The following is a 19,891-nucleotide window of genomic DNA, read 5'->3' as shown; positions in this document are numbered from 1 at the left end:
TGCAGAAAAGCCTCGTATCAACTAAACTATTCTTTAACACGCTCCATATAAGCGCCTTTTTCCGTATCGATTTTTATTTTATCGCCCTCATTGATGAAAAGAGGGACATTTACGGTAGCTCCCGTTTCCACCTTCGCAGGTTTAGTCGCATTGGTTGCAGTATTCCCCTTAACTCCTGGTTCTGCATAGGTCACTTCCAAAATGACACTTGCAGGCATATCCACGGATAGCGGCATGCTGTCTTCTGTATTGAAAAGAATGGTCACCACTTCACCTTCCTTTAATAAATTTGGCGCATCCAAGGAACTCTCTTGTAGGGTAATTTGGTTGTAGTCATCCGTATTCATAAAGTGGTAGGTTTCTCCTTCCGCATATAAAAATTGATAAGATCGGGTTTCCACACGTACATCCTCAATTTTTGAGCCACCTGAGAATGTATTGTCCAATACTTTTCCACTACTCACACTTTTAAGTTTGGTCCTTACAAAAGCCGGACCTTTTCCTGGTTTAACGTGAAGAAATTCTATTATTTTATAAATGTCGTTGTTGTACCTGATGCACAATCCTTTTCTAATATCTGATGTTGATGCCATATAATTTTAATTTGTGCTAAAATAACCTTTCATGATTCCTCTTTGGGAATCTCTTATAAATTGTAAAATTTCATCCCTTTCCGGAGTTGCCTCCATTTCAGCTTCAATAATTTGAACGGCTTGGGAATTGTTGTAATTCTTTTGATATAGTATTCTATAAATGTTCTGTATTTCCCTGATTTTATCAGACTCAAAATGCCTTCTCCTTAAACCTACGGAATTGATTCCTACATAGGAAAGTGGTTCCCTTGCGGCCTTAACGAATGGTGGGACATCTTTCCTTACCAGAGAACCTCCTGTTACAAAGGCATGTCTTCCTATGGATACAAATTGATGTACAGCTACCAAGCCGGCCAGAATTACATTGTCCCCAATGGTTACATGGCCTGCCAAGGTGGAGTTGTTGGAGAAAATGCAGTTGTTGCCTACAAGGCAATCATGCGCTATATGGCAGTAGGCCATTATTAAACAATTGTCGCCAATGACAGTTTTCATTCTGTCCGATGTGCCCTTGTGTATTGTGGCACATTCCCTAATGGTGGTATTATTGCCTATTACAACTGTGGTTTCTTCCCCATCATACTTTAAATCTTGGGGAGGCGCGGAAATAACAGCGCCTGGGAAAATATTACAATTTTTTCCGATGCGGGCGCCTTCCATAATGGTAACATTGGATCCTATCCAAGTACCATCGCCAATTATTACATTATTGTGAATTGTAGTAAAAGGCTCTACTACAACATTCTTGGAAATTTTAGCTCCAGGGTGAATGTAAGCCAGTGGTTGATTCATCCTTTATTTCTTTTTAACAATTTGAGCCATCATTTCCGCTTCGCATACCAATTTGCTATTGGCATAGGCATAGGCCTGCATGTGACATATACCCCTTCTTATTGGGGTTATTAAACTACAATGGAATATTAAGGTATCGCCGGGAAGCACTTTTTGTTTAAACTTTACATTATCTATTTTCATAAAAAGTGTAAGGTAGTTTTCTGGATCTGGAACGGTACTCAGCACTAATATTCCACCAGTTTGTGCCATAGCTTCAACCTGAAGTACACCAGGCATTACGGGAGCTCCTGGGAAGTGACCTACAAAAAAAGGTTCGTTCATGGTCACATTCTTCATTCCAACTACATGTTGATCGGACAGTTCCAAGATCCTATCCAGAAGTAAGAAAGGAGGTCGGTGTGGTAACATGTCCATGATTTGATGAATATCCATCAAAGGAGGCTTGTTCAAATCATATTGTGGAACGTGATTTCTCTTTTCCATTTTAATGATCTTGGACAGTTTTTTTGCAAATTGTGTATTTACAAAGTGTCCTGGTTTATTGGCAATTACTTTCCCCCTTATCCTAGTGCCGGTCAGGGCAAGATCTCCAATAACATCCAATAACTTGTGTCTTGCCGCCTCGTTGGGCTGATGCAACGTTAAGTTATCCAATATACCATTGGGTTTTACGGATAGTTTCTTCTTATTAAATGCCTTCTCCAGCTTTTTCATGGTGGAGTCGGATATTTCCTTATCTACATAAACAATAGCGTTATTTAGATCACCACCTTTGATTAAGCCATTTTCAAGTAACATTTCCAGTTCATGCAAAAAACTAAATGTTCTGGCGTCCGCTATTTCGGATTTAAAATCGCTTAAATTTTCCAAAGTGGCATTTTGCGTACCCAGGACCTTGGTTCCAAAATCTACCATGGTCGTTACCTGGTAATTGTCAGCAGGGATAATTGTAATTTCACTACCTGTTTCCTCGTCTTTGTACGAGATAACATCCTTTACAATAAACTCATCTCGCATGGCATTCTGCTCAACGATACCTGCCTGTTCAAGAGCTTCTACAAAAAATTTGGAGGAGCCGTCCATTATAGGAGGTTCCGGAGCGTTCAATTCTATTAGAACATTGTCTATCTCCAAGCCTACCAAAGCGGCAAGAACATGTTCCGAAGTCTGAATCTTTACACCACGTTTTTCCAAATTGGTTCCACGTTGGGTATTTACCACATAATTGGCGTCCGCTTCTATTATGGGTTCACCTTCCAAGTCTATGCGCTTAAAAGCATAACCAAAATTTTCTGGGGCGGGAACAAATTTCAATGTTACATTTTCCCCTGTATGCAAACCAACACCCTTAAGTGTTATTTCCTTTGCAATTGTTCGTTGTTTTGTAGTTGTATTACTCACCGTCAATCCTTTTTTTCAATGTGTTCTAATCTATTAATTATCTTAGGTAGATTTTTAAAATGTACATAAGATTTATTGTAATCCCCATAATTTAAAGCGGGGGAACCTTGTAAAACCTCATCATCCTTAACATTTCTTCCAATACCGGATTGTGCCTGTATCTTAACTCGATCTCCTATTACTATATGTCCAACAATACCTACTTGACCTCCAATTTTGCAGTACTTTCCAATTTTGGTAGACCCAGCTATCCCAGTCTGTGCTGCAATTACGGTATGTTCCCCAATTTCCACATTGTGGGCTATTTGGATTTGATTGTCCAACTTCACCCCTTTCCTTAATATGGTAGAGCCCAAAGTAGCTCTGTCAATTGTGGTGCCTGCCCCAATATCAACATTGTCCTCAACAATTACATTACCCGTTTGGGGTATCGTTATATATTCACCATTTTCGGTGGGTGCAAATCCAAAACCATCTGCGCCTAGAACAACTCCGCTATGGACCACACAATTGTTGCCAATGAGGGTTTCCGAATAAATTTTTGCGCCTGCAAAAATTACAACATTGTTGGCAATAGTAACATTATCACCAATATATACATTGGGATAGATTTTAACATTATCCCCGATCTTAACATTATTGCCCAAATAGGAGAAGGCGCCTAAATAAAAGTCCTTGCCATAGGTAGCGGATTCCGATTTAAAAACTGGCTCTTCAATTCCTACTTTGTTATTTTTTACCTGATTGTAATATTCCAATAATTTTGAAAAGGATTTGTAGGCATCATCCACCTTGATCAAGGTGGTTTCCAAATGATGGTCCGGTATAAAGTCCCTGTTTACAATCGTTACGGACGCTTTAGTAGTGTAAATGTATGAAGTGTATTTTGGATTGGCTAGAAAAGTGAGTGCACCCTTTTCACCTTCCTCGATCTTCGATAATTTATGAACAGCTATTTCAGGATTCCCTTCCACGTCACCTTCTAAAATACCCGCGATTTGGCTTGCTGTAAATATCATGTGGACAAAAGTAAGAAAAATAGTTAAACGGAAACTTTCGGATAGCACATATAATATTTGGTAACGGTCTTGGAAAGCGTTTTCAAATATTGTTGGTCGGACGCCTTGGCAACATCGGTAATTCTGCCGTTTCCTCTTAGAATATTTATATTCTGACTTTTTGAGTTATAGGCTTGGTTTTGTATCTCCCCTGAAAACACAAAATAAGCCGTTTCTTCATCGGTTAACTGATGTTGATTTTTGAAATTTAAAAAGTGTTTCTTCAACTTAGCCTCATTTATGGGCTTGTTCTTGAGTTTAATGTATAACAACCTACGTTCAATGATCATCCTACATAGTCTGGATAGGACAAAATCCGAGTGATTCTGCCAATTTTTAATGGCAGCTAATATATCTACATCGTCCAATTGGGCAAATAAATCCAACTTGTCCTGGGTAAAAGCTTCCTTTGGCACCTTGTTTTCCATAAAAAACTTAAGGGCGCCGTTAAATTCTATTGTTTCACCCGTAGCCAACAATTCCTTGGCTCTTTGTAAGATTTTAATCAATAGTTGTTCCGCCACCAAACCGGTTTTATGTAAATAAACCTGCCAATACATAAAGCGTCTTGCCATTAAGAATTTCTCAATGGAGTATATTCCCTTCTCCTCTATTACCAGTTCTCCGTTAAGGACATTCAACATTGTGAGAAGCCTTTCAGAATTTATATTTCCTTCTGCGACCCCGGTATAGAAACTATCCCTTTTTAAATAGTCCATCCGGTCCATGTCCAGCTGGCTGGAAACGAGTTGGTTTAAAAATTTCTTAGGGTATTGACCCTTAAAAATGGCAATGGCAGTGGATAATTTTCCCTTGTATTTTTTGTTTAAGGCCTCCATGAACAATAACGATATGTGTTCATGGTTTACACCTTCAACGATGCTGTGTTCCATGGCATGGGAAAAAGGACCGTGTCCAATGTCGTGCAATAATATGGCACATAGAAGCCCATCCTCTTCTTCTTTGGTAATTTCGATGGACTTAAACCGTAATACCTGAATGGCCTGTTGCATTAGGTACATGCTTCCAATCGCATGTTGAAAACGCGTATGGTGGGCACCTGGATACACCAGATAGGACAACCCCATTTGAGAGATTCTCCGTAATCGCTGAAAATAGGGTTCCGCAATTAGATTAAAGATTAGTGCATTGGGTATTCCAATAAATCCGTAAATTGGATCATTGAAAATTTTGAGCTTATTTGATTTTATCAAAACCAGAATTCTTTTACGCAGGCAAATATAAGGACTAAATGAACAAGATAACAATACTTTGGGTAGATGATGAAATAGATTTATTAAAACCGCACATTCTATTTTTAGAAGGCAAAAATTATAAGGTGATTACCTGTCTAAGTGGTAGGGAGGCATTGGATGAATTAAAGGAAACGCATGTAGATATTGTTTTTTTGGATGAAAATATGCCCGGAATTTCCGGATTGGAAACATTGAACGAAATAAAGGTGATCAATAATTCGCTTCCGGTAGTAATGATAACCAAAAGTGAAGAAGAGTTGATTATGGAGGAGGCCATAGGTTCCAAAATAGCGGATTATTTAATAAAGCCGGTTAACCCTAATCAAATTCTTTTATCGTTAAAAAAGAATTTGGACCATTCCCGACTGGTTTCCGAAAAAACTACTGCCAATTATCAGCAGGAATTTAGGAAGATTGCCATGGAATTGTCAATGGTAAATAGCTATGAGGAATGGGCGGAATTGTATAAAAAGCTTATTTACTGGGAATTGCGATTGGAGGAAATAGAGGATTCCGGAATGTTCGAGATCCTAGAGTCCCAAAAAACGGAAGCCAACCAGCAGTTTGGTAAATTCGTGGAAAAAAATTATCCCGATTGGTTTAAGGATAAGGATGGTCCTGTAATGTCCCATACCCTTTTCGGACAATTAATTAAACCTGAATTAAAGGACAACAAAACATTATTGGTGGTCATAGATAATTTGAGATATGATCAATGGTTATCCTTTGAAGATACTTTAAATTCCTTCTATAGAAAACGTAAGGAAGTCCCATACTTCAGTATTTTGCCTACGGCTACCCAATATGCAAGGAATGCCATATTTTCTGGCCTTACGCCGTTGGATATGGAGAAAAAATATCCCCAATGGTGGAAAAATGACACAGAGGAAGGTGGCAAGAATCTGTTTGAAGCGGAATTTTTAGAGGCACAGCTCAAGAGATTGGGGTTAGATCTAAAGTGGGAATACCATAAAATAAGCAGTCTAAAGCAGGGCAAGCACCTATCACAAAATTTTAGGTCTCAGAAAGATAATGACCTGACCGTTATAGTGTACAACTTTGTGGATATGTTATCCCATTCCAAAACAGAAATGGAGGTAGTCAAGGAATTGGCCGCCAACGATAAGGCTTACCGTTCATTGGCACAGAGTTGGTTCAAAAATTCACCTTTATTGGAAATAATTCAGCAGGCACAAGGTCTGGGGTTAAAATTGATTATTACAACAGATCATGGTACCATAAACGTTAAGCAACCTTCCAAAGTCATCGGCGATAAGGAAACCAGTCTTAACCTACGCTATAAAACAGGAAGGAGCCTTACCTATGAGCAAAAGGATGTTTTGGAAGCAAAGGATCCAAAAAAAATATTCCTGCCCAATATAAATGTAAGTAGCTCCTATATTTTTGCTAAAAATGACTTGTTTTTCGCATATCCCAATAACTATAACCATTACGTTAGTTATTACCGCAATACCTATCAGCATGGGGGGGTGTCAATGGAAGAAATGATCATTCCCTTTGTCGTATTGGAGCCTCGTTGATCATATTTGATTTAGTATAAATGAATCCTGAATTTTATTAAGTCGGGAATAGGATTTAAATTGCGATTATTTTAAATTTTTAAGATGATTATTCCCTACACAATTTCGCAAATTCCGAATGTTGCAAAGCAGTTGATTGCCAATGTGCCTTCAAAGACCCTCTGCTTTTATGGAGAGATGGGCGCAGGTAAAACTACGCTAATAAAAGCCTTGGTTAAAGAATTGGAAGGCAGTGGTTCTGCCAGCAGCCCTACTTTTGGTATCGTAAACGAGTATCAAAGAAATAACGGAGAGCTCCTTGGCTATCATTTCGATTTTTACCGATTGGAAGATGAATCGGAAGCATGGGACCTTGGGCTGGAAGACTATTTAAGCACCGATACTTGGATATTTATGGAATGGCCCGAAAAAATAAAAGGAATACTTCCAGAACCGAGAACTGAAATAAAGATTGAAATTTTGGATGAAAAAACAAGGAGGCTTACCATTTTGTAGTGCAGACTTTCTACAAAATTTATAAGCGTTAAACCCTGAATTACATAGGAGTTGTTTTAATATGCTATTACTGTTGGTCGGGCTAGGAAAAACTTAAAAATCGATGAAGCGCTTATTTATTCTGTTAGAATGTTCAATTTGATCGATGTAATGCAGACTATGTGGTTTTTTTGTATATTTTTGTTAAACGTTAAACCCTTTATCGAACCTAAAACCTAAAAACAATGAACATTAAAAAAATTTTCCTTGGCTTTGCGCTGGCAGCATGTATTTCATTAGTAAGTTTTTCCTGTACACCAAATAATACGGCGGAAGAAGATTCCTTGTATGAACAAAATATCGACAAATTAAAAATAAAAGTACCTGCGAACGGCATCGATAAACTCAAGATAAAGGTGCCTAAAAATGGTTAAAACATAATTTTAAAATTAGAAGGGTTTCTAAATACTAGAAGCCCTTTTTTTTTGTTATAATACTAGTAAAACAATTACCCCCTATAACAAACATGTTTAAACTGTTTCAAAACCTCGAACAAAACTCGAAAAAAAAGAAATCGAGAAGTATTTTAATTGGAAGTATTGTAGCAGTTATTATTGCCCTGACCCCATTAATATTTTATTACTATAAATTTTTTCCTTCTGGGAGTACTCTGGACCTTTACTTTTTTACTTATGAGAGTAAATATCAATTAAGTATAACCACCGTAATGTGGTTGTTTATGGCCAAATTTGTGCCTTTAATACTTTTGGTTCTATGGTTTTTTACATGTAAACATTGGTGGTATCACGTTTTGTTGATTCCTATATCCATGTTTACCTTCCAGATAGTCTCCTTAATTTACGAAGATCGGTTTATAGATGAAGTAGAAATATATTGGTTGCTGCCCATAATGACCGTGATCATACCCTTTGTTTATCTAATACGTTTGAAGTTATTTGATAAGCATGTTCTTGGTATTGATCTGGAGGCTATGGACCGGGAATTGAAAGCATATAAGGAAAAAGAGATTAAGGAAAAGGAGCGTCTTCAAAAAGAGGAAATGGCAAAAGAAAAAATATCGTAATTTTGACTTTGGGTAGTTTCGATATGTATCGGAATATATCAGACAGATTTACAGCCTATGAGTCAACATTCCTCACCGTTTAGCAAGCAGCAATTACTGCCTCAAGAAGAAACTTTAGAAATCCTAAGACAAAAAGGAGAGCTTTTTATAGGGATTCCAAGGGAAAATCAATACCAGGAAAAACGAATTTGCCTTACCCCGGACGCAGTTAATGCAATAACGGCCAATGGACATAGGATTCTAATAGAATCTGGAGCAGGAGATGGTGCCAATTATTCAGATTTGGAGTACACCAAAGCCGGAGCTGAAATTACGAGGGATACCAAGAAAGTTTTTGCCTGCCCAATAATTTTAAAGGTTGAGCCGCCCACATTACAGGAGGTTCAGATGATAAATCCACAATCTACCATCATATCTGCCCTACAGATCAAAATTCAGAGTAAGAAATATTTTGAGGAATTGGCCAAAAAGAGGATTACAGCTATAGCCTTTGAATATATTAGGGACGACGATGGAAAATATCCTGCTGTGCGGTCGTTGAGTGAAATAGCAGGAATTTCTTCAGTCTTAATTGCTTCCGAGATAATGGCAGCCACCAATAAAGGTAATGGCCTTATGTTTGGAAATATTAGTGGGGTTCCCCCGGTAGAGGTGGTTATAATTGGCGCTGGTACTGTTGGGGAGTTTGCAGCAAGATCGGCAATCGGTCTAGGGGCCAATGTAAAGGTGTTTGATAATTCGATTACCAAATTACGGAGCATCCAGACCAATCTAAGACAAACCGTTTACACGTCTACCATTCAGCCCAAGAATTTATTGAAAGCGTTAAAACGTTGCGATGTGGCCATTGGGGCTACTAGAGGCAAGGACCGTTCCCCTGTGGTGGTATCCAATACCATGGTGGAGCAAATGAAAAAAGGGGCGGTAATTATTGATGTTAGTATTGATATGGGCGGATGTTTTGAATCCAGTGAGATCACTACCCATGACAAACCTATTAAGATTAAGAATGGAGTACTCCACTATGGGGTGCCCAATATTCCTTCCAGATACCCAAAAACAGCCTCTATTTCCATAAGCAATATTTTTACCCCTTATTTATTAAAAATTGGAGAAGACGGGGGATTTGAAAATGCGTTGCGATTTGATAAGGGTCTACGTAACGGACTCTATCTTTACCACGGTATTTTGACCAATAAATCCGTTGGGGAGTGGTTCGACCTTTCCTACAGCGATATTAATTTTCTTATTTTTTAATTTATGGCATTTTTAAAGCGTTTGGGCTTCTTTCTTTTTGGATTATCTATTGGCTTGGTTTTTTTAACTATTTTTTTGAAGAAAAAATCGGAGGAAACCGGAACGGAATTCTGTTATTTTCCCAATTGTAGGACGCTCAAGGATATTAGATCCAAGCAAATTACATATGCCGAAGGCATAAACGCACTTTTGATGAAAAAAGAATTGGACACTACCGATATTAACAATTTTTTGAACAACGGAGAAGTTGACTTCGGAAATAGTGAAACCAAGGCGGGTCCCTGTAAAACTTATTTTATTGAAGGACTGGTGAAAGATAAGGAAGCCACTTTAAAAGTAAAAAATTGTTTGGAGAAGGCCGTAATAGAGAGTATCTCCTATTAGATCTTCCTTCTCTTTCTTTCTTTTTTCAAGAGGGTAAGCTCCCTGCTGGTCTGGCCAGCAACTGAAGTGTTCTCCTCTGCCCTCCTTATTAAATAAGGCATAACATCCTTGACAGGTCCAAATGGCAGGTATTTAGCCACATTATAAGCTTCTTTTGCCAAATTGAAAGAGATATGGTCACTCATGCCGTAAAGTTGCCCAAACCAAATCCGAGGGTCGTTGTGCATAATATTCTTAGCTTCCATCTGTTCCATTAAACGGTAGCTGCTCAATTCGTTATGTGTTCCGGCAAAAAGTGAAATAGTGTCCAAATTATCTACCATATAGGCAACAACATTGTCAAAATTGTCATCGGTAGCTTTTTTTGACGGACAAATTGGTGATGGATAGCCTATTTCCTCAGCCCTATCATTTTCTTTTTCCATATAGGCGCCACGCACCACTTTTAGTCCAATGAAATAATTGTTTTTCACAGCATCTTTATGGAGTCTTTTTAGATAGTCAAGTCGGTCCCATCTATATGTTTGTAAGGTATTAAAGACAATGGCTTTCTTTTGATTGTATTTCCTCATCATTTCTTCGGCCAAATCATCCGCAGGTCCCTGCATCCAACTTTCTTCCGCATCGATCAAAATAGACACTTCCAGGTCATGTGCCTTTTTGCAGACTTTGTCATATCTGTTCACTACGCGTTGCCACTCCGCTTTTTCGTCATTGGTCAGGATTTTACCTTCCCCAATCTTCTGGTAAAGTTTGAATCTTCCAAATCCCGTAGGTTTAAATACAATGAAGGGTATTGCGGGATTCTCCTTTACAAAATCCAGGGTTTTCAGGGCCTTTTCATAGCAGGAGTCCAATTGATTCTCAACCTCTTGCCCTTCAACCGAATAATCCAATATGGTGCTTACTCCTTTTTCGAACATTTTGTCGGCGACCACCATACATTCTTCCTCGTTGACCCCTCCGCAGAAATGATCAAAAACACTGGCCCTAATAAGTTTTTCTACAGGTAAATGGGCTTTTATCGCAAAGTTGGTTACGGCAGTACCAATTTTAACGAGAGGTTCGTTTGCGATTAATTTGAATAAAAAATACGCCCTTTCTAATTCTGAGTCGGTTTTAAGTGCAAATGCTGTTGCGGTATCCTCAAAAATATCCTTCATTTATATGAATTTATTAAGGATTCAAATATAAGTACAGATTTTATATTCTAATCATATAAAATAGTGTTTATTTTGCCATAAATTGATCAATAATGAATTCTATTACTACACCTACTTACGCCGTGCATTTTAACGAAAAGGCTTATGTGGCCCTAAACAAGCATTTGGCCAAAGCCAATTATTCCAAAATATTTGTTTTGGTAGATGAAAATACCCACAATTGCTGTCTGCCTATTTTTATGTCGAAAATTGAAGGTGAATACGATTTTGAGATTATTGAAATAGAAGAAGGTGAGATTAATAAAAATATAACTACCTGCACTCAGGTTTGGGAGGTTCTGTCAGAATTGGATGCGGACCGAAAAAGTGCTATGATCAACCTTGGAGGTGGTGTGGTTACAGACCTTGGGGGCTTTGTGGCATCCTGTTTTAAAAGAGGTATAGATTTTATTAACGTACCCACTACCCTATTGTCCATGGTTGATGCCTCTGTTGGGGGGAAAACGGGTGTTGATCTAGGTCCCTTAAAGAATCAGGTCGGGGTTATTAACCAACCACAAATAGTGGTGGTGGATACCGACTATTTGAATACCTTGGATCAACGGCAATTGAATAGTGGTTACGCAGAAATGCTTAAACATGGTCTTATTAGTAATGCCAGTTACTGGGAAACACTAAAAGGTAATACGAGTTTCGATAATTTGGATGAGTACATCCTAACCTCGGTGTCCATTAAAAATGAAGTTGTGCAACAAGATCCCACCGAGCAGCATCTTAGAAAAATATTAAATTATGGACATACCCTTGGTCATGCGGTAGAATCTTATTTTTTGGAAAGTGAAGAGCACGATCTGCTTTTACATGGTGAGGCTATTGCCATTGGAATGATTTTGGAGGGGTATCTTTCATTTAAATTAACCGGTCTGAGTAAAAATGCGCTGGAAGATATCAAGGCAACCTTTCTAGGGAGGTACAAAAAAATATCTTTTGGACAAAAGGATATAGATACTATCCTTGGCTTATTGAAATTTGACAAGAAAAATTCACATGGCAATATCAATTTTGTTTTGTTGAAAAGTATCGGAGAACCGGCAATAGACATAAAAGTGGCCCCAGAATTACTGGAACAAGCTTTTGCTTACTACGCGGAATAACAGTTACACATACTAAAAACATCCTTTTTACAACTCTTTAACAGATTGATACTCAATTTTCTATAGTTTAGGTGATATAACTAATCCTCCTGATTTTAATCAGGGTAAAAAACCAAACTATGTTACGGAAACTTGTAGATTACAAAAAACTAAGTCATGAAGTGGCTTCTAGCTTAATTGAGATGTATCCTGATGGCTATGGTGATGAAGATATTATAATGTTCAAAAATATCCATGGCGAGATTATAGAGGCTGTGGAGGTAAAAACCCAGAATTGTATTTATTTGGTGAAAATAAGTAAAAGCCTGGCCAATTTTATTTCCAATTTTGAGGATAATATGGAAAAGGAATTGGAGGATCAATCAGAGTCGGTAGAATTTGTTTCCCCTTCAGATGAACCGGAAATGGAATTCAACCCAGAAGAGGAAGAATCACAACTGGACTAAGGCTGTAGATATCTGTTGGCAATTATCTGTTGATGGTGTTTTTGGTGTCCGCAGATTACAAAACCAAGTGTAGCAACTGTCCATTCTATATTGCTGGCGATCCCAGTCCGATTAAGATCTTCATTGTCCAAATTAAGGAATAGGATAATGGACGCTTCCCTTACCGCGTTAAATTCGGTAATCAAACTTTCCTTGCTCCTAGTTTTTGCATTGGAGTATTTAACATAGTGGTCCTGGTCAAAACCGGGCAAGGGGGTGTTGTCCCCTCGCAAAAAGCGTAGCGCTCTGTATTGAAATACACGCTCGGCATCAATAATGTGCAGAATTACCTCTGCAATGGTCCATTTGCGCAAGGTGTACGAACTATTCAATTTTTCATCAGGAATACTTTCAAGAAACTGGATGAAATTAGTTTTTCCCAATGCCAAAAGATCGTTTAATTCGCTATCGTCCAATACGGAAAGATAAGTCCCATAAAACTGATTGTAGGCTTCCTGTGGTAAACTGGATTTTCTCATAGGTATATATTTTAGGAACCATAACTGTTCTCACTTTCTTGAGTGATATTCTTTATGCACAAAAAACAAAAAATCCCAAACAAAAACTGCTTGGGATCTTTAACATTTTTTGTCTTTAAGGATCAATTACATTTCATTGAAGATAGTGTGCATAAGACGTTTTTTGTCATTTATGCTCTCCTCCAAAGATATCATGGTCTCTGTCCTGTCAATTCCGTCAATATCATCAATTTTAAAAATTATGTTTTTGGCGTGATTGGTATCCCTGGCACGAATTTTACAGAAGATATTAAATTTCCCTGTTGTAATATGAGCCACGGTAACATTAGGAATCTGATTTAATCTTTCCAATACAAATTTGGTCTGATGAGTCTTTTCCAAAAATATGCCTACGTAAGCAATAAAGGCATACCCAAGTTTAACATAGTCCAATGTAAGTGATGACCCCTTGATAATGCCAGCTTCTTCCATTTTCTTTACACGAACATGGACTGTTCCCGCAGAAATTAAAAGCTTTTTAGCAATATCGGTAAATGGTGTTCTGGTATTGTCAATTAACATGTCCAGAATTTGGTGGTCTATTTCGTCTAATTTTACTTTACCCATTAGTGTTTAATTTAAATGCAAAAATAAAAAATTATCGAATTAAATGTAACGAATCTATCATTTTTTTATGAAAACCGTAACTATTTTAGATTTTTTAAAAAAATATTCCAATTTAATCCAATAGATTAACTATGTCAGGTTGATTTTTTATTTCATTTAAGTCATTAGGATCAAGACAATTATATGTTTTATGGCCGAACTTGCCGTCCAAATCTCCAATTTCTTCCAGTTTCATCTTGAATTCAATACGATTATCAACCAGTGTTTCCACGAACAATATACCAGCACTACTTTCTGATTTATGTTCGGCATTAAGAATTTGAACATTCTGAATCAGGATGTCATAATATAATTTGTTGTTGTCCGGAATATCAAAGTAAGAGTCCAATTTGTATTGGTGGATCGTTTTGTTGGAAATTATTTCGATAGCCTTAAGCATTGCGAAAAAAATATACTTCCTTGTACTTTCACGGTCATAGTCCCCGGGAAAATGACCTGATTCGAATAATATGGTGGGAATATTCAACATTTGAAAAGTGTCTCCCACACAATTACTGTTAAATCCATCGTCGTATCTTCCCACCTGGCCAGGAATAAACTTTTGTAATTCCTCGTTCATGGCAACAATTATCTGCATACTGATCCCTCTGGTTTTGGATATACTTCTTTCCGGGTCATGAGCTGGGGCCAAAAAAGAAACAGTAGCAGGTTTGGAAGTGTTTCCTACATTGAAAATAGTGCGTTGGTCATGTAAATTGAAACAATAATCCGGTTTAAAATCCTCGTATACCTTTTTTAATACAATGCTCTCAGGTTGGGTCCGTTCCTGGGCATCCCGATTTAAATCCACGCCATTGGCATTGACCCTGGTATAGGCCTTGGCGCCATCCGGATTTAATATGGGGACAATTTTAATGGTACAATTGTTAAGTATCGACTTTGACCGATTTGTATTGGACTGTAGAAAGTTCATTAAATCCATGACCGCTTTGGTAGTGGTGGATTCATTGCCGTGCATTTGGGACCACATCAAAATTTTAAGTTCCCCTTCACCTATTGTAATGCTTTTTATGGCCCGACCTTCTACTGAAGTACCCTCGATTTGGACCTTATAATATTTGGAGATTGAGTTTATAAATGGATCAATGTCATTATTTGTAACGTACCTTCCTTTTACTGATCCCTCTTTTATTTCATCATAATTTAACTGCATGCGTAGTACCCTGGTTTTGTTTAAACCTTGCAAAGGTAAGTTCAAAATAATTTACAGATGTAAATTAGAATGTTTATAAATGTAAACAATACTACTGGACAGTGTGTTTGATTGTGTGAATGGATTTTGTTGTTAAGGATAAAAAATTTGGTCCGACTATAGTAGGGTAATATTATTCTATATATCAATTATATAATAGGACTTGATTAAAGTTATAAATTAATAATTAATAATTGATTTGTGTATTTTGACATAGAAATATGGATATGGAATGATTACTTTTGTTATTAAATAATTACAACAGTGAACACTTCGGAATTTATAAAGAGGTTAGATCAAATTATGGGATTCCATGATATTTCCGCATCGGTTTTTGCGGATACTATTGGTGTTCAGCGATCCGGTATATCCCATCTCTTGGCCGGTAGGAATAAGCCAAGTTTGGAATTCGTGCTTAAGGTTGTTGCTGCATTTCCAGATGTTGATCTGTATTGGCTGTTGTATGGCGAAGGCGTTTTTTCCAAGAAAGCTAAGACTGCTCCTCCTGCTGAAACTCCGATAGCTAAAGTTGTGAAGAGTGAGGTTTTGGAAGACCCTCCCTCCCAGGCCAAAACCATAGATAAAATTATAATATTTTATTCCGACGGAAGCTTTAAAGCTTATTCTGAAATATGAGCTTGAATTATTAATTTTTTGAATGATTTCAGCTTCAAATTTCTTTATTTTGCGGTATGATTAAAAATATGACCATCGGCTTGGCCGTGCTCTTGTTTGGAGTGTGTTCCTGTTATCGGCCCGAAAGAAATTGCACCGATTTTAAAAATGGAAAATTCTCCTTTACGGCGGAAATTTCTGGAGAAAATCTCACCACTACCTTCGTTAGGAACGATACTATTGAATTGGATTATTTCCAGGGAAAGGTTGACACCTCCTCGGTTAGATGGATAAATGATTGTGAGTATATAGTTAAAAAGCTCCATCCAAAGAGCATGGCTGAGGAGAAATCTATCCACATGAAGATTTTGTCCACAACCAATAATTCCTATACATTTGAATATAACGTTGTTGGTAGTACTAAGAAATCTAGGGGAATAGCAATTAAAATTGAATAGCTATGTTTGAGATCTTATCGACTCCGGATGCCTGGGTCGCGTTACTTACGCTAACTTTTTTGGAGATTGTCCTCGGGATAGATAATATTATTTTCATCTCCATTATCGCCAATAAACTGCCCAAAAAACTGCAGGCCAAAGCAACGAATTTAGGGCTGCTTTTAGCGATGTTGCAAAGGATAATACTGCTATTTGCTGTTTCTTTCTTAATTGGGCTTAAAAACCCGTTTTTCTATGTGGAAGCTTCATGGGTCTATTTGGGTGTAAGTGGGCAAGCTTTGATATTGTTTTTTGGAGGACTCTTTTTGTTGTACAAGAGTACCTCGGAAATTCATGAAAAAATTGAAATGCCGGACCATGATGAAAGTCAGGTCAAGGCCAAGGGAGTTACAAGCTTTTCTAATGCAATTGTTCAGATTATTCTAATTGATTTTATCTTTTCCATAGATTCCATTCTTACGGCGGTTGGTATGACCAATGGTATAGGGAACAAACCTGGAGATGCGTTGTTACTTATGATTATTGCTGTAGTGATTTCCATCATCATTATGATGGTTTTTGCCAATCCAATACGGTTGTTTATTAGCAAACATCCTTCCATGCAGGTGTTGGCGCTTTCTTTTTTGATCCTTATTGGGTTTATGCTTATAATGGAAGCTGCGCATTTAAGTCATGCTAAATTCTTTGGCAATGAAGTTGGTGCTATTCCTAAAGGTTATCTTTATTTTGCTATAGCGTTTTCGCTATTCGTGGAATTTTTGAACATAAGGATGAACAGGAATAAGCCTTCTGTTTCAAAGGAATAGCAAGTCCCTGGATTTGTGGATTGCTTGGTTTCTTTTTAATATATTTATTATTGAAATTAAAACACAAATATTTGTTATACTTCATTTTAGCACGCTATAATTAAAGTTATAGTTTAATTACAAAGGAAGTGTAAGGTAGAGTTGTTATTGTCTTGATTGAAGAGCTAAAAGGCCTTTTTGTTCAACGGATTATGACTTATCTTCTTTTGAAGGTTCTGTTTGGTAGTATTTAATTTTTCTGGTCTTATAGGTGTTGTCCGGGGTAATAATTTGCTTGATCCAATTGCCCGATTCATGGCTATCATATTGATAAATGTACTCTTGGACTTTTACAGATTTACCATTTGTGTTTTTTAAAGAGGTTAGCATTCCTTGGTTGTTGTAGGTGTAGTTGGAACTTGCGGTTGGTACAAATGTTTTTTGATCCAAATTATAGGTAAACTTTTTTTCGGACACCAACTTATTGTTGCTATTGTAGGTTTGTTCCAGTGCTATCTGAGGTTGGCCCTCTAGAAATTCCTTGGTTAGGATTAATTTTTGAACAGCATTATCTTTCCCCTTTACTTTTGAGGTCCGTATGGATTTAAAAATAATATCGTTCAAGTAATACGTCTCGGTAAATTCCCCTTTGTAGGCTTCATATTTTATGGCAGTTTCATCTATTCCACTGTCATTGATGCGTTTTATAGTAGAGATTCTTCCATCCTCACCAAAAAAGTATTCATATTGATCTAGGAATTCTTTATTATATGAAATAATTTTCTCTGTAATCTTTTTGCCTTCGGTGGTATCCAATTCATAGAAATTGGCAATTGAAGTGTTTTTTACAAAAATTCCATCCCTGTAATTCTCGACCCGCTTTTCCAATAACTGGCTTCCATTCAGTTTGTACTGCGTTATGTCATAATCTGTGTCGTTATAACGGGTAACTGCTTTGGTCAAGAATCCCTCTTCATTGAAGTCGTACTCTTCCTTTCCGTAATCGGTAGCTACCAAACAAGATTTAACCGGACCGTTTAAATCAAAATCCTGTACAGTAAAAACCTTTATTTCTTGGGCAAGCATACTTGCTGGGGAGGATAGTCCCAGAATATTGGAAATGCATAAAAGAATAATGGGCAGGTAGTTTTTTATCATATGTCAAAATTAGTCTTTATAAGGTCATAACAAAAGGAAAAATTAAACATTGCTATGGCAAAACTTAGTTGCTTGGATAATTTTTCAAAAATTAAAAGTAATTCCTATTGTGGTAAACTGAGAATTCATGTTGAAGTTGAAATCGGTTTGAATGTTTGACTGGTATATTTCCCCTATGGCGTCAGCTTTATTTCTTTTGATGATTCGTCTTTTGGCCGCATTTTTTCCAATGGCATAGCCTATTAAAATGGCCAAGGAATAATCTGATACCCAATGTATCTTACTGCTTATCATTTCAAATGCCATAATTCCCATTAAGGAATAGCCAACTGGTTTGTCCATCTTATTTCCGGATAGTTGGTTGCTATAACGGTTATGGTTGCCATAAAGGTAGCGACATGTCCGGAAGGCATGGCGTCATAATTGGGGGTGTTGGTCTGGTACGCTTTAAAACTGGGAAAAGGGGTCCAATGGCCCCCTGGGTGGCCGGTTTCCATTGCTCTAATGGGGCTTTGTCTTCCGGTTATCCTTTTTATGGTTTGGGTAATCACTCCAACAGATAATAACACTTCCACCAATTCATTTGCCGTATTAAAAGCCCTGTAGTTATTGGAAAATTTTCCAAACACATAAAAACCGCCGCTTAATAAAAGTGTTGTTCCTCCATTGCCCACGTAATAAACGGCTGAGTTGATGTCATTGGGAATAACTCTAAATACACCAAATAATTTATTGTAAGAATGGTCTTGGTTCCAGCCTGTGGGCTCCCCTAAATCAATACTGAAATCTGTTATATGTTGATCAAGGGGAATCAAAGCTCCGGTAGAGGCGATGGCAAGACTTGTCCATAATATGTTTTCCCTTTGTACGGTAAACTGACCAAATTGGGCGATATCTTTTGGGATATACCGTATCATATCTAAAAATTTAGGCTTTTTAAAGCTGTAGGTAAGGTCTACTGAGATTATGTAGTGTTGTTCCTCCTCTCTCTGGGGTTGTGCGGCTACAACCATGGAGGAAGCCAGTAAAATTGATATTGGTAGCTTATAGAACAAGGTTCAACCTGATAATTATAAATTGGATTAAAAAAGCTTCTATTATTCCTAAGGTACGATATTTTATATCCTGTAATGGATTTAAAAGGTGAATACAAGGGCTTATGGATAAAGGTTTTGATAGTTAAGTCCAAATTTAGGTTGATTGCTTTCTTATGTATTAGCTATTCAGTGATTTTTCCAAGTTCTCCCTTACCCTGAATTTTACAATTTTTGTAATTAAGGGCAGTGGTAAGGGTTTGTTCAATGGAAATTGAACCGAGCCCTTTCCTTGCTTAAACGGCGCCAAATCTTTTTCAAATTCTTTGTGCCCTGTAGGTGTGGCATAGAATCCAATATGCTTTTTATAGGCGGCGAAATACACTAACATTCCATGGTATTTGTAAGCGGGCATCTTATAGCTGATTATTTCTTCTGCCAGGGGTGCAGCTTTTTTAATTGTCCTTCTAAGTTCCTCCAAAGTCTCTTGAACCCCTTGTGGGAAATGGGCAATATATGCTGTTACGTCATTTGTTGAGCTATTGGGTTTTGCGTCCGTCATAAAGTATTGTTTTTTCTAAAAATTCAAAAACCGTACTATATAAAAATCAAATAGTTAGTTAGTTTTATTTAATTCATAACTTTAATAATAAGGTGTCGGTGGTGTTCCTAAAAATTAAATGATAGGGAATGTTCTTAAACTTATAATGCGCCATTATAAAGATAATCGAAAAATTTTAATGCCTTTGGAATCCTAATGTATCGTTAAGGTTAATAAAAAAACTTAATAAGATAGTGGATTATTAATTTTAAATCCAGATTTGCAGTATATATAATTTATAATCATTTAGGTTTATTT

Annotated in this window: 24 protein-coding genes; 11 read left to right on the top strand and 13 right to left on the bottom strand. The window is 37.2% G+C overall.

The features are described from left to right. Positions 1–26 precede the first annotated feature (26 nt). The 5 genes from efp to H4O18_RS09225 are packed head-to-tail and all read right to left on the bottom strand — an operon-like array spanning position 27 to position 5,061. Positions 27–593, bottom strand: a complete 567-nt coding sequence (gene efp / locus H4O18_RS09245) for an elongation factor P (protein ID WP_103441360.1) — start codon at positions 591–593, stop codon at positions 27–29. A gap of 6 nt (positions 594–599) precedes the next feature. Further along, complete coding sequence (gene lpxA / locus H4O18_RS09240; RefSeq protein WP_187583787.1) at positions 600–1,385, bottom strand: acyl-ACP--UDP-N-acetylglucosamine O-acyltransferase; 786 nt, start codon at positions 1,383–1,385, stop codon at positions 600–602. Positions 1,386–1,388: 3 nt separating this feature from the next. Continuing rightward, complete coding sequence (locus H4O18_RS09235) at positions 1,389–2,789, bottom strand: bifunctional UDP-3-O-[3-hydroxymyristoyl] N-acetylglucosamine deacetylase/3-hydroxyacyl-ACP dehydratase (protein WP_187583785.1); 1,401 nt, start codon at positions 2,787–2,789, stop codon at positions 1,389–1,391. Positions 2,790–2,791: 2 nt separating this feature from the next. After that, the gene (gene lpxD, locus H4O18_RS09230) at positions 2,792–3,808 is read right to left on the bottom strand and encodes a UDP-3-O-(3-hydroxymyristoyl)glucosamine N-acyltransferase (RefSeq protein ID WP_187583783.1); all 1,017 of its coding nucleotides are present in this window, start codon (positions 3,806–3,808) and stop codon (positions 2,792–2,794) included. 23 nt (positions 3,809–3,831) lie between these two features. After that, positions 3,832–5,061, bottom strand: coding sequence for an HD domain-containing protein (locus H4O18_RS09225; protein ID WP_187583781.1), 1,230 nt, complete (start codon positions 5,059–5,061; stop codon positions 3,832–3,834). 38 nt (positions 5,062–5,099) lie between these two features. Here H4O18_RS09225 and porX point away from each other — a divergent pair, with 38 nt between their 5' ends. The 6 genes from porX to H4O18_RS09195 all read left to right on the top strand — a co-directional run bounded on the left by porX (position 5,100) and on the right by H4O18_RS09195 (position 9,843). After that, on the top strand, positions 5,100–6,644 hold the full coding sequence (gene porX / locus H4O18_RS09220; protein WP_187583779.1) for a T9SS response regulator signal transducer PorX: 1,545 nt from the start codon (positions 5,100–5,102) through the stop codon (positions 6,642–6,644). 84 nt (positions 6,645–6,728) lie between these two features. Continuing rightward, positions 6,729–7,139 carry a tRNA (adenosine(37)-N6)-threonylcarbamoyltransferase complex ATPase subunit type 1 TsaE gene (gene tsaE / locus H4O18_RS09215; protein ID WP_187583776.1) on the top strand — a complete coding sequence of 137 codons (411 nt, stop codon included), beginning with the start codon at positions 6,729–6,731 and terminating at the stop codon, positions 7,137–7,139. 224 nt (positions 7,140–7,363) lie between these two features. Beyond that, positions 7,364–7,552, top strand: coding sequence for a hypothetical protein (locus H4O18_RS09210; RefSeq protein ID WP_187583767.1), 189 nt, complete (start codon positions 7,364–7,366; stop codon positions 7,550–7,552). A gap of 92 nt (positions 7,553–7,644) precedes the next feature. Then, on the top strand, positions 7,645–8,202 hold the full coding sequence (locus H4O18_RS09205; protein ID WP_187583765.1) for a hypothetical protein: 558 nt from the start codon (positions 7,645–7,647) through the stop codon (positions 8,200–8,202). Positions 8,203–8,259: 57 nt separating this feature from the next. Then, positions 8,260–9,459, top strand: coding sequence for an alanine dehydrogenase (locus H4O18_RS09200; RefSeq protein ID WP_187583763.1), 1,200 nt, complete (start codon positions 8,260–8,262; stop codon positions 9,457–9,459). 3 nt (positions 9,460–9,462) lie between these two features. Further along, the gene (locus tag H4O18_RS09195) at positions 9,463–9,843 is read left to right on the top strand and encodes a DUF4258 domain-containing protein (RefSeq protein WP_187583761.1); all 381 of its coding nucleotides are present in this window, start codon (positions 9,463–9,465) and stop codon (positions 9,841–9,843) included. On the opposite strand, the gene H4O18_RS09190 is transcribed toward H4O18_RS09195, so the two are convergent. Next, a complete protein-coding gene (locus tag H4O18_RS09190; protein ID WP_187583759.1) occupies positions 9,840–11,006 on the bottom strand; it encodes a proline dehydrogenase family protein in 1,167 nt (388 codons plus the stop codon). The two genes, H4O18_RS09195 and H4O18_RS09190, sit on opposite strands and share 4 nt — an antisense overlap. A gap of 92 nt (positions 11,007–11,098) precedes the next feature. On the opposite strand from H4O18_RS09190, the gene aroB reads away from it, so the two are divergent. Both aroB and H4O18_RS09180 read left to right on the top strand, forming a co-directional pair. Then, the gene (aroB, locus tag H4O18_RS09185; protein WP_187583757.1) at positions 11,099–12,160 is read left to right on the top strand and encodes a 3-dehydroquinate synthase; all 1,062 of its coding nucleotides are present in this window, start codon (positions 11,099–11,101) and stop codon (positions 12,158–12,160) included. 119 nt (positions 12,161–12,279) lie between these two features. After that, complete coding sequence (locus H4O18_RS09180; protein ID WP_187583755.1) at positions 12,280–12,606, top strand: hypothetical protein; 327 nt, start codon at positions 12,280–12,282, stop codon at positions 12,604–12,606. On the opposite strand, the gene H4O18_RS09175 is transcribed toward H4O18_RS09180, so the two are convergent. From H4O18_RS09175 to H4O18_RS09165, 3 genes are all read right to left on the bottom strand, one after another. Then, positions 12,603–13,124, bottom strand: coding sequence for a DinB family protein (locus H4O18_RS09175; protein ID WP_187583753.1), 522 nt, complete (start codon positions 13,122–13,124; stop codon positions 12,603–12,605). The two genes, H4O18_RS09180 and H4O18_RS09175, sit on opposite strands and share 4 nt — an antisense overlap. A gap of 126 nt (positions 13,125–13,250) precedes the next feature. After that, positions 13,251–13,730, bottom strand: coding sequence for an Lrp/AsnC family transcriptional regulator (locus tag H4O18_RS09170; protein WP_187583751.1), 480 nt, complete (start codon positions 13,728–13,730; stop codon positions 13,251–13,253). 112 nt (positions 13,731–13,842) lie between these two features. After that, positions 13,843–14,943 (bottom strand): M14 family metallopeptidase, encoded by a 1,101-nt coding sequence (locus H4O18_RS09165; protein WP_187583749.1) that lies wholly within the window; start codon positions 14,941–14,943, stop codon positions 13,843–13,845. Between the two features lie 303 nt (positions 14,944–15,246). Between H4O18_RS09165 and H4O18_RS09160 the strand changes: the two genes are divergently transcribed. The 3 genes from H4O18_RS09160 (at position 15,247) to H4O18_RS09150 (ending at position 16,861) form a co-directional block, all read left to right on the top strand. Continuing rightward, on the top strand, positions 15,247–15,618 hold the full coding sequence (locus tag H4O18_RS09160) for a helix-turn-helix transcriptional regulator (protein ID WP_343065437.1): 372 nt from the start codon (positions 15,247–15,249) through the stop codon (positions 15,616–15,618). A gap of 68 nt (positions 15,619–15,686) precedes the next feature. Then, a complete protein-coding gene (locus H4O18_RS09155; RefSeq protein ID WP_246474156.1) occupies positions 15,687–16,055 on the top strand; it encodes a DNA topoisomerase IV in 369 nt (122 codons plus the stop codon). Between the two features lie 2 nt (positions 16,056–16,057). Then, positions 16,058–16,861, top strand: a complete 804-nt coding sequence (locus H4O18_RS09150; protein ID WP_187583745.1) for a TerC family protein — start codon at positions 16,058–16,060, stop codon at positions 16,859–16,861. Between the two features lie 189 nt (positions 16,862–17,050). Here H4O18_RS09150 and H4O18_RS09145 read toward each other — a convergent pair whose 3' ends face one another. The 4 genes from H4O18_RS09145 to H4O18_RS09130 form a co-directional block, all read right to left on the bottom strand. After that, positions 17,051–17,998, bottom strand: a complete 948-nt coding sequence (locus tag H4O18_RS09145) for a hypothetical protein (protein WP_187583743.1) — start codon at positions 17,996–17,998, stop codon at positions 17,051–17,053. Positions 17,999–18,082: 84 nt separating this feature from the next. Beyond that, positions 18,083–18,340: a hypothetical protein gene (locus H4O18_RS09140; protein ID WP_187583742.1), complete on the bottom strand. Its 258-nt coding sequence runs from the start codon at positions 18,338–18,340 to the stop codon at positions 18,083–18,085. Next, complete coding sequence (locus tag H4O18_RS09135; RefSeq protein ID WP_187583740.1) at positions 18,313–18,915, bottom strand: phosphatase PAP2 family protein; 603 nt, start codon at positions 18,913–18,915, stop codon at positions 18,313–18,315. The genes H4O18_RS09140 and H4O18_RS09135 overlap by 28 nt, the downstream gene beginning before the upstream one ends. A 298-nt stretch (positions 18,916–19,213) precedes the next feature. Next, complete coding sequence (locus tag H4O18_RS09130; protein ID WP_187583737.1) at positions 19,214–19,594, bottom strand: iron chaperone; 381 nt, start codon at positions 19,592–19,594, stop codon at positions 19,214–19,216. Between the last annotated feature and the right edge of the window lie 297 nt (positions 19,595–19,891).

The sequence above is a fragment of the Arenibacter arenosicollis genome (assembly GCF_014397245.1).
GTDB lineage: Bacteria > Bacteroidota > Bacteroidia > Flavobacteriales > Flavobacteriaceae > Arenibacter > Arenibacter arenosicollis.
This window is presented reverse-complemented; position numbering and strand designations above follow the sequence as displayed.